Genomic DNA, 9,616 nt, shown 5'->3' with positions numbered 1-9,616 from the left:
AAGTAACCAAAAGAAAGCGATCCTTGCAGGAGGCTGGCGTGGCGTCATTGGGGACCCCAATGGTTTCGTCGTACGGCCCCGGGTGCTAATGGACTCGTGCCGTTAACAGTTTAGACCACCACGACGCTGCCAATGCCCGGGGATTCGTGGTGGCCCCCACCGGTAGCCACCACCACGAATTTCAAGCCGTCTGTCGCTCGCGGCGCGGGCGGCCACGAAGTTGCAAGCGCCCCGTTTTCGTCGTGGGCGCGGTGGCACCGCCGGAATAGTTTTGAGGGATTCACCACCGCGCCCACCCCACCACGAAACCATCACGGCGTGATATATCGTGATGCTTCGAGCCGGTACCGGCAGATGGGCGAATGGGCAGGGATGCTGCTACCGAGCAGCCTCACGACGAAACCGGCGTCATTCGCAAGATCGTGGCCATTTAAACCGGTAACGGCATGAGGCCATTAGAACCCGGGGCCTGACGACGAAACCACCGGGCTGCGCAACCCCGACACGCCAGCCTCCTGCAAGGATCGCTTTCTCTTGGTTACTTCTCTTTACGAGTAAAGAGAAGTGACATCTCACATGTGTGTAAACGGCCAACCCCGTACAGCCGCGCCAGCAGCTAGAAGAGCGAAAACCCCGCCCACACACGCATCCCCCGCGTCAGCGGGCTAAAAGCACATACCCCCCGTTCTTTAACCTTCATATGACATTCACGCTCCCGTCACCGCTCCGTCACACGCGACAGGCCCAATGCAGCCATCGTCGCTACCGGGGCCGCCATGGTTCAAGCTCTTCGTTCTGCCTGCGGACGTCTGGCCAAGGCCACGCAACTGCTGCGCAGCCGCACCACCGAGTCGCAATCGCTGCCGCGGCCCATGTCATTGCCTGCCGCGCTGGCCGCCTTCATGCCACCGGCCAGCGACTTGCAGCAACGGCCTGGGGCCCGGTCCGCAACCGCTCCCGCCAACGCCGCGCCTGCCGAACCCACCGCCCACTCCCAGCAACCGTCCCATCCCATCCGCCACTACCGCGCCATCTGGCTGTCCGACATCCACCTCGGCACGCCCGGCTGCCAGGCCGATTACCTGCTCGACTTCCTCAAGCACAATGAATCGGACCAGCTCTACCTGGTCGGCGACATCATCGATGGCTGGCAGCTGCGCCGCGGCTGGTACTGGCCGCAAAGTCACAACGACGTGGTGCAGAAGCTGCTGCGCAAGGCGCGCAAGGGCACCGAGGTGATCTACGTGCCGGGTAACCACGATGAGGTGGCGCGCCAGTTCGACGGCCTCGCCTTCGGCGATATCACGGTGCGCGAGGACGCCGTCCACGTCACCGCCGTAGGAAAGCGCCTGTGGGTGGTGCACGGCGACCTGTTCGACGGCGTGGTGCAGCATGCGCGCTGGCTGGCTTACCTGGGCGACTCGCTCTACACCCTGATCCTGGCGGTCAACCGCCACTTCAACCGCATCCGCGCCCGCCTGGGCTTTCCCTACTGGTCGCTGTCGCAATACCTGAAGCACCAGGTCAAGAACGCGGTCAACTACATCAACTCGTTCGAGCAGGCGATGGTGGATGAGGCGCGCCGGCGCGGCTGCGACGGCGTGATCTGCGGCCATATCCACAAGGCCGAGATCCGCGAGGTCGACGGCCAGCTCTACTGCAACGACGGCGACTGGGTGGAGAGCCTCTCCGCCCTGGTGGAGACGCAGGACGGCGAATTGCAGATCGTCTACTGGACCACGCTGCTCGACGCGCCGGCCACGGCTGGCCGCCGCGCCACCGCCACGGCCTGACGAGACTTGAGCGCGGCATCCGCCACGCCGCCACCCGAACACCGGTATTGCCGTGGCCTCGCCGAGGCCGGCCACCCACGCGGCCTGGCCGCAAGGAGCAGCTATGAAGATCCTGATCGTCACCGATGCCTGGGAGCCGCAGGTCAATGGCGTGGTGCGCACGCTCAAGTCCACCCGCCGCGAGCTGATCGCGATGGGGCACACGGTGGAGCTGATCACGCCGCAGGAATTCACCACCATTCCCTGCCCGACCTATCCGGAGATCGCGCTGTCCCTGTTCGCCGGCGCCAGGGTCCGCGAGCGCATCCGCGCCTTCGCGCCGGACGCGCTGCACATCGCCACCGAAGGCCCGCTCGGGCTGGCGGCGCGCCGCCATGCGATCCGCGAGCAACTGCCGTTCACCACCGCCTACCACACGCGCTTTCCGGAGTACGTGCAGGCGCGCTTCGGCCTTCCGCTGGCCTGGACCTACCGCTTCCTGCGCTGGTTCCATGGCCCGGCGCGCGCCGTGATGGCGCCGACGCCGGTGGTGCTGCAAGACCTGCATCGCTTCGGCATCACCCACGGCGTGCTGTGGACCCGCGGCGTCGATCTCGATGTCTTCACCACCCAGCAGGCTAACGTGCTCAACACGGCGCACCCGATCTTCCTCTACGTTGGGCGCGTGGCCGTGGAAAAAAACGTGGAGGCCTTCCTCGCGCTGGACCTGCCCGGTTCCAAATGGGTGGTGGGCGACGGGCCGGCGCTCGCGTCGCTGCGCGCGCGCTATCCGGGGGTCAACTACCTGGGCGTGCTGAGCCAGCCGGAGCTGGCAAAGGTGTATGCTTCGGCCGACGTCTTCGTATTCCCCAGCCGCACCGATACGTTCGGGCTGGTGCTGCTCGAAGCCCTGGCCAGCGGGCTGCCGGTGGCGGCCTATCCGGTGACCGGGCCGATCGATGTGCTCGGCCACAGTGACGCCGGGGTGATGCACGAAGACTTGCGTGAAGCTTGCCTGGAAGCGCTGCGCATCGACCGCGCCACCGCTCGCGCCCATGCCGAACGGTTCTCGTGGCGCGCCGCCTCCGAGCAGTTCCTGACTCACCTGCAGCCGCTGCCGGCCGTACGCGCTACCCCCAACGGCACTACCGGCACCGCTGCCCGCCCCTCTTCCGAACATGCCGACTCCGCATCGCACACCGTCCAAACCGCACCGCCCGCCGGCGCCGCAGACCGCCACCCCGGCCCCGGATTCGCCGAGCAACGAGTACACGATTGAGCAGAACCCCCACAAGGGCAACCGCGGCCTGGCGCGGGCCTGGCATGCCGGCATCAACTCGGTGTCCGGCCTGCGCTATGCGGTGCTCGAAGAAAGCGCGTTTCGCCAGGAGCTGACGCTGGTGGTGATCCTGACGCCATGCGCCTTGCTGCTGCCGGTCGGCATCGTCGAGCGCATCCTGCTGCTGGGCACCTTGCTGCTGGTGCTCATCGTGGAACTGCTCAACTCCAGCGTGGAGGCCGCCGTGGACCGGATCTCGCTGGAGCGGCACAGCCTCTCCAAGCGCGCCAAGGACTTCGGCAGCGCCGCGGTCATGCTGGCGCTGGTGCTGTGCGGCGGCACCTGGCTGGCCATTGCGGGGCCCATCGTGGTGGACTGGCTGCGCGCGCTGGCGGCCTGACAGGCTCGCGGCGCAAGCCCGGCGCATGCCCGGCGCATGCCCGGCACCAGCGGACAAAGCGCCGCGCGGACAGGGCCAAAGGCGCTTGCGGCATTGCGGCGAACGGCGATTGCTTATAATCGCCTTCAACTTACCGAATTGCCGCTCGCCCGGTCGCCCATGGAACCCAAACAGCAAGCCGGCCCCCGCCGCACCCGGGACCGCATCCTAGACGTCTCGCTCCGCCTGTTCAACGAGGTGGGCGAGCCCAACGTCACCACCACCACCATTGCGGAAGCCATGGAGATCAGCCCCGGCAATCTCTACTATCACTTCCGCAACAAGGACGACATCATCAACTCCATCTTCGTGCTGTTCGAGCAGGAGATGGAGCGCCGCCTGAAGTTGCCCGACGATCACAAGGCCACGCTGGACGAAAGCTGGGGCTACCTGCAGTACATGGCGGAGTTCCTGTGGAACTACCGCTTCCTGTACCGCGACATCAACGACCTGCTGGCGCGCAACCGCATGCTTGAAACCAACTTCAAGCGTATTGTCGAGCAGAAGAAACGCTTTGCGATGGAGATCTGCCGGCAGTTCCAGGAAGACGGCGAGATGGAGGCCACGCCCGAGCAGGTCGAGGCCATCTGCACCAATATCGTGGTGATCGCGACCTACTGGCTGTCCTTCCAGTTCGTGCAGCATCCGCGCCAGTACAACGACCCCGAGTTGATCCGCGGCTACCTGCACGGTGCCAGCTACCACATCTTCTCGATCCTTGCCCCTTACCTGCGCGGCAAGGCCCGCCAGGCGTTCGACAAGCAAGCCCGGGAATACGCTGCCGCCAGGTCGGCACAAACCGAAAAGGAAAAAACGTGAAGTCCGTTTGCATCTATTGCGGCTCCAGCCCCGGCAATCGCCCTGAGTACGCCGCCGCGGCGCGCGCCATGGGCAAGACCCTGGCCGAGCGCGGCCTTGCGCTGGTGTACGGCGGGGGCAAGGTCGGGCTGATGGGCACGGTGGCCGACGCCGTGCTGGCGAATGGCGGCACCGCCATCGGCATCATTCCGGATGCGTTGATGCAAAAGGAAGTCGGCCATCGCGGCCTGACCGAGCTGCACGTGGTGCGCAACATGCACGAGCGCAAGCAGATGATGGCCGACCGCGCCGATGCATTCATCGCCATGCCGGGCGGCGTCGGCACCTTCGAGGAACTGTTCGAGACCTTCACCTGGCTGCAGCTGGGCTATCACGCCAAGCCGGTGGGGCTGCTCAATGTGGAAGGCTTCTACGACAGCATGCTGGGCTTCATGCAGCACGCCGTGGACGAAGGCTTCCTGAAGCAGGTCCACAACGACCTGCTGCATGTGGCCCCCACGCCCGAAGGCATCCTCGACAAGCTCGCAAACGCGCCGCGCTTGCTGGTGGACAAGTGGCAGGAGAAGCGCAAGGAGACCTGATGGCGCTCCCCGCTGGCCCTGCCCAGGGCCTGTTACATCGGCTTGAGTCCCAGCCCCGCCGCCATGCCGCGTACTGGATCGAGCTGGTGAAGCTGGTGAAGCTGGTGAAGCTGATGTGGCAACCGGGACAGTAACGTCAGGCGAGCCCGGCTCAGAACGACGAGCCGGGCGCCTTCAGGAACGCGCTCTCCTGCGCCGTATCCTGCCGTCCCAGCACGGCGTTGCGATGCGGGAAGCGCCCGAAGCGCTCGATCACCGCGCGATGCCTGATCGCCCATTCGACCACGTCCACCTTGCCCTCGCTTTCGTCGCGCAGTGCCGTCATCAACCGCACGGCCGTGTTCTGGTCGGCAAGGGCCTCAGAATGCTCGAACGGCATGTAGCAGAACATGCGGTGGAACGCCGTTGGCAGCAGGCGGTCGGCGCCGCTCTCCACCATCTGGCGGGCCGTTGCCAGCGCCTGCGGGTCGGAGGCGAAGCTGCGCGGGTCGTTGCGAAAGACGTTGCGCGACACCTGGTCCAGCAGCACGATGCGTGCGCAAGCGCCTTCGGGGCCTTGCGCCCAGTCGGCATTCGCGCCCGCGTGCGTGGCGTCCCACAGTGGCAGCAAGGCAGCGCGGACCGTGGCGTCGAAGTCATCGGACTTGGTGAACCACACCGAGCGTGTTGTGTTCCATTCCGGCGAGGCAGGCGCGCCGAACCAGAAATCGAGTATGCGCCGGGCGCCGGCAGGCAGCTCCGTGGCGGCTTCGAGATACGTGTCCGTCATGGTGTCGGGATCATTGGCTGGTTCGGTGGCTGGTTCGGTGGCCTTGCCCATCAACGCGGCACATTGCGCATCCAGTCGGCGGTGCCGAAGAAGGCCTGCATCAGGCGCAGCTGCAGGTCTTCGGGCAAGCCGACGTCCTGCATGGCCAGCGCCATGCAGCGCATCCACTGGTCGCGCTCGCTGGTGCCGATCTCGAACGGCATGTGGCGCGCGCGCAGGCGCGGGTGGCCAAAGCGCTCGATGAAATGGTTGGGGCCGCCCAGCCAGCCGCACAGGAACCAGAACAGCTTGTCGCGCGAGCCGTCGAGCGAGGCGGGATGCAGCGAACGCAGGCCCTTGAACTCGTCCTCCAGATCCATCAGGTCGTAGAAACGGTCGACCAGTTCGCGCACGCGCGCTTCGCCGCCGATCAGTTCATAGGCAGTGACTTCCGGGGCGGCGTCGGAGGCCGCGGATGCCGCATTTTCAGGCTTGGAATCGGTACTCATAAACACTCAAAGATGGTTCAGGCTTCAGGTATCACGCATCACGCAGCGTGGCCAACGCGGGCTGGCGCAGCACCTCGCGCAAACCCAGCCAGCCGCCCGCGAAAGCGCACAGCATGCCAGAAAGCACACCGGCCGGCACGATCCAGCCGTTGAAGCGGTAGGGAAAATCGAACACGAACTGCGACAAGCCCCAGCCCACCGCGATCGCGCCCAGGCTGGCCAGCAAGCCCGCCAGTCCGCCCACCACCAGGAACTCCGCGTACTGGGTCTGCCGCACCACCGCGGCGGATGCGCCCAGTGCCTTTAGCAGCCCGGCATCGCGCTTGCGCTCGTCGCGCGCGCCGGACAGCGCCGCGTAGAGCACGGTCACGCCGGCAGCGAGCGTGAACACGAACAGGAACTCGACGGCGGCGATGACCTGGTCGAGCACGTCCTGGATCTGGCGCAGGATCATGTCGGTGTTGACCACCGTGATGTTCGGGAAGGCCGCCACCATCCGGTTGCCCAGCGCGGCTTGCGCGGGCGCCAGGTGGAAGGCGGTGATATAGGTCTGCGGCAAGCCCTGCATGGCGGCGGGCGGCAAGATGACGAAGAAATTGACCCGCATCGAGCCCCAGTCCAGCTTGCGCAGCGAGGTGACCGGCGCCTCCACCGACTGCCCCGCCACGTCGAAGCGCAAGGTGTCCCCGAGCCGGATCCCCAGGGTCTTGGCGATGCCCTCCTCCACCGAGGCGCCGGCCTTGCCGGCGCCGAACCAGTTGCCGGCCACCACGCGGTTGCCGGCCGGCAGCGCGTCGGTATAGGACAGGTTGAATTCGCGCTCGACCAGGTTACGGGCGCGGCCATCGGCGAAGCGATCGGCGCGCACTGGCTGGCCGCCGATATGTGTCAGGCGGCCGCGCACCATCGGGTACAGCAGGTCGGCGATGCCGGCGTGCTCCAGCATGCCCGACAGGGGCGCGCGCTGGTCCGGCTGGATATTGATGACGAAGCGGTTGGGCGCGTCCGCCGGCGTGGCGTTGCGCCAGGAGGCGATCAGGTCGTTGCGGGTCATGCCGAGCAGCAGCAGCGCCATCAGGCCCACTGCCAGCGCCACCGTCTGCAGCACCGTCACGCCGCGGCGGCGCTCCAGCACCGCCAGCGCAAAGCGCCAGCCCACGCTACCGCGCGCCAGGCGCCCACCGCGCATCAGCCGCGACAACAGGCTCAGCAGGCCCAGGGCCAGCAGCGCGAACACGACACCGGCGGCGACAAAGCCGCCCGCGGTGGTCAGCCCCAGCTTGAGATCGCGCGCGGCCACCAGCAGCAGCGCCACAAAGGCGCCCAGGCCGAGCCCGTAGGCGATCCAGGTCGAAACCGGCGGCGCGCCGATATCACGCCGCAGCACGCGCAGCGGCGGCACCCGGGTCAGCGCCAGCAGCGGCGGCAAGGCAAAGCCGGTCAGCAGGACGACGCCTGCCAGCACGCCAACCACGGCCGGCAAGGCGGAAGGCTGCGGCAGCGTCACGGTCAGCAGGTTGCCCAGCGAGAGCAGCAGGCCGTAGTGCGCCAGGTAGCCCAGCACCACGCCGGCCACCGCGCCGCCCACGCCCAGCAGCAGGAACTCCAGCCCGAAGGCCAGCAGGATCTCGCGGCGCGACAGGCCCATGCACTTGTACACGGCGCAGGCATCCGTATGGCGCTGCATATAGCGGCGCGCTGACATGGCGATGGCCACCGCGGCAATCATCGAGGACAGCACCGCCACCAGCGACAGGAAGCGCTCGGCGCGGTCCAGCGTGGCGCGCATCTGCGGCTGGCCGGATTCCAGCGACTCGACCCGGGTGTTGCGCAGCGCGCGCTTGTCGATCTGAGCTTCGGCCCACTTCTGGTAAGCCTGCGCGGCGGTGTCGGGGCCGGCTACCAGCAGGCGGTAGGAGACCCGGCTGCCCCACCCCACCAGCCCTGTGGCCGCCAGGTCGGACAGCGGCAGCATCACACGCGGTGCAAAATTCATGAAGCCGGCGCCGCGATCCAGCTCCTGCGTGATGATGCGGTCGATGCGAAAGCCGCGGCTGCCCAGCTGGATGGTGTCGCCCATGGCAACGCCAAGCGAGTCCAGCAAAGCCTCGTCCACCCAGACGGTACCCTCGGCGGGGATGCCGGTAGCGGCGGCTTCCGGCGCCCCGGGCCCGGCCGCTACCTTGAGCTGCCCGCGCAGGGGATAGCCGGGGGCGACCGCCTTGAGCGCAGCCAGTTGCGAGGTGGCGTCGGCCGGTGCCCCGCTGGCCGCGCGCGGCCCCTGCGTTGTTGCGGCTCGGCCCGGCGCGTGCGCGCTGGCCATGCTCGGGAAGGTGACGGTCTGCGTGGTGGCCAGGCCCGCTTGCGCGGCGTGACTGGCGAAGACGGCATCGAACGGCTGGTCGGACACGATCAGCACATCGGAGGCGATCATCTGGCGCGCGTCGCGCTCCAGCCCCAGGCGCATCCGGTCGCCCAGGAAACCCACGCTGCTGAGCGCCGCCACGGCCAGCACCAGCGCGAACAGCAACAGGCTCAGCTCGCCGGCGCGCCAGTCGCGCCGCGCCATGCGCAAAGCCTGGTGCCAGGGCGAGAAACGCGTCGGGCGGGCACCGGACGATGCCGCTACGGTGGTTTCGGTTGTTGCTGCGGGAACGTGCTGGGAAGCGGGTTCTGAAGACATTGATCTCTTATCTCTAATCGCTAATCTCTTGTCCGTGCACATGCAGGGCGGCGGCCAGCCGGGCAGGCCGCGGGCCGGGATTGGCGCCACGGCAGGATACCAGCGGGTGGATCCCGGCGCGCATCCGCCGGACCAGGGCCAGATTATGGCCGGATTGGGCAAAACGAGGGGCGAACCCGCCACTCAGCGCCGGGGCTGGCGCCCCGCCGGCGAGGCCGCCGGCGCACGCTTGGCCAGCGCGTCGCGCAAATGGCGCAAGCCGCGCCACAGCTTGGGCAGCAGCCACGCCGCCACCAGCAGCAGCACGCCCAGCACCACCAGGAACACCACGGGCAGGAAAAAAGCCAGCAGCAGTCCGCTGCTGGCGGCAACGTCCTCGCTCAGTGAGGCAGCCCAATTCGAAAACGGTTCCGGGGAGACGTTGATCAGGGCGCGGGTGCCGGCCTTGGCGGCATGGGCGGTGCCGGCCAGCGTGCCGCCCACCAGCCCGGCGGCGACCATCCATTGCGGATCGAGCTGCCCGAAGGCCGCGGCGGCCAGGATCGCGCCGGCGGGAATGCGGATAAAGGTCTGGATGCTGTCCCAGAAGGAATCGAAGCCCGGCACCTTGTCGGCCACGAACTCGGCCAGGGCCAGCACCGCGGCCAGCGCGATCACCCACCACGATTCCAGCGCCTGCAGGCCGGGCGGCAGGTGCAGCCAGCCCAGGCGGCCCAGCGCGCCAGCCGTGAATACGGCCAGGTAAAGGCGGAATCCGCTGGTCCAGGACAAGCCCGCGGCCAACGC

Annotated in this window: 10 protein-coding genes; 6 read left to right on the top strand and 4 right to left on the bottom strand. The window is 67.5% G+C overall.

Features of this window, described 5'->3' with window-relative positions; genetic code table 11:
• Positions 1-776: 776 nt before the first annotated feature.
• From ACYP5B_RS50670 to ACYP5B_RS50645, 6 genes are all read left to right on the top strand, one after another.
• Positions 777-1,793, top strand: coding sequence for a UDP-2,3-diacylglucosamine diphosphatase (locus ACYP5B_RS50670; protein WP_400099081.1), 1,017 nt, complete (start codon positions 777-779; stop codon positions 1,791-1,793).
• A 103-nt stretch (positions 1,794-1,896) separates the two neighbouring features.
• Positions 1,897-3,051: a glycosyltransferase family 4 protein gene (locus ACYP5B_RS50665; protein ID WP_400099079.1), complete on the top strand. Its 1,155-nt coding sequence runs from the start codon at positions 1,897-1,899 to the stop codon at positions 3,049-3,051.
• Positions 2,951-3,451, top strand: a complete 501-nt coding sequence (locus tag ACYP5B_RS50660; RefSeq protein WP_400099077.1) for a diacylglycerol kinase — start codon at positions 2,951-2,953, stop codon at positions 3,449-3,451. The genes ACYP5B_RS50665 and ACYP5B_RS50660 overlap by 101 nt, the downstream gene beginning before the upstream one ends.
• Before the next feature lie 159 nt (positions 3,452-3,610).
• A complete protein-coding gene (locus ACYP5B_RS50655) occupies positions 3,611-4,309 on the top strand; it encodes a TetR/AcrR family transcriptional regulator (protein WP_459575019.1) in 699 nt (232 codons plus the stop codon).
• Entirely contained in the window at positions 4,306-4,890 is a 585-nt protein-coding gene (locus ACYP5B_RS50650) for an LOG family protein (RefSeq protein ID WP_400099075.1), read from the top strand. Before ACYP5B_RS50655 ends, ACYP5B_RS50650 begins: the two co-directional genes overlap by 4 nt.
• On the top strand, positions 4,890-5,024 hold the full coding sequence (locus ACYP5B_RS50645; RefSeq protein WP_459575018.1) for a hypothetical protein: 135 nt from the start codon (positions 4,890-4,892) through the stop codon (positions 5,022-5,024). Before ACYP5B_RS50650 ends, ACYP5B_RS50645 begins: the two co-directional genes overlap by 1 nt.
• Before the next feature lie 17 nt (positions 5,025-5,041).
• Here ACYP5B_RS50645 and ACYP5B_RS50640 read toward each other — a convergent pair whose 3' ends face one another.
• From ACYP5B_RS50640 to ACYP5B_RS50625, 4 genes are all read right to left on the bottom strand, one after another.
• A complete protein-coding gene (locus ACYP5B_RS50640; RefSeq protein ID WP_459575026.1) occupies positions 5,042-5,659 on the bottom strand; it encodes a DUF924 family protein in 618 nt (205 codons plus the stop codon).
• Between the two features lie 50 nt (positions 5,660-5,709).
• Positions 5,710-6,147: a group II truncated hemoglobin gene (locus tag ACYP5B_RS50635; protein ID WP_267605975.1), complete on the bottom strand. Its 438-nt coding sequence runs from the start codon at positions 6,145-6,147 to the stop codon at positions 5,710-5,712.
• 31 nt (positions 6,148-6,178) lie between these two features.
• A complete protein-coding gene (locus ACYP5B_RS50630; RefSeq protein WP_459575025.1) occupies positions 6,179-8,716 on the bottom strand; it encodes an ABC transporter permease in 2,538 nt (845 codons plus the stop codon).
• A 297-nt stretch (positions 8,717-9,013) separates the two neighbouring features.
• Positions 9,014-9,616 (bottom strand): DUF4126 domain-containing protein (locus ACYP5B_RS50625; protein ID WP_459575017.1); only part of this gene is annotated, 603 nt, incomplete at its 5' end.

It is taken from the genome of Cupriavidus sp. 8B (genome assembly GCF_054589115.1).
This window is presented reverse-complemented; position numbering and strand designations above follow the sequence as displayed.

Coding starts and splice junctions, on each gene's coding strand:
- ACYP5B_RS50670 (WP_400099081.1), top strand. CDS start 777: ATGGTTCAAGCTCTTCGTTCTGCCTGCGGACGTCTGGCCAAGGCCACG.
- ACYP5B_RS50665 (WP_400099079.1), top strand. CDS start 1,897: ATGAAGATCCTGATCGTCACCGATGCCTGGGAGCCGCAGGTCAATGGC.
- ACYP5B_RS50660 (WP_400099077.1), top strand. CDS start 2,951: ATGCCGACTCCGCATCGCACACCGTCCAAACCGCACCGCCCGCCGGCG.
- ACYP5B_RS50655 (WP_459575019.1), top strand. CDS start 3,611: ATGGAACCCAAACAGCAAGCCGGCCCCCGCCGCACCCGGGACCGCATC.
- ACYP5B_RS50645 (WP_459575018.1), top strand. CDS start 4,890: ATGGCGCTCCCCGCTGGCCCTGCCCAGGGCCTGTTACATCGGCTTGAG.
- ACYP5B_RS50640 (WP_459575026.1), bottom strand. CDS start 5,659: ATGACGGACACGTATCTCGAAGCCGCCACGGAGCTGCCTGCCGGCGCC.
- ACYP5B_RS50635 (WP_267605975.1), bottom strand. CDS start 6,147: ATGAGTACCGATTCCAAGCCTGAAAATGCGGCATCCGCGGCCTCCGAC.
- ACYP5B_RS50630 (WP_459575025.1), bottom strand. CDS start 8,716: ATGGCGCGGCGCGACTGGCGCGCCGGCGAGCTGAGCCTGTTGCTGTTC.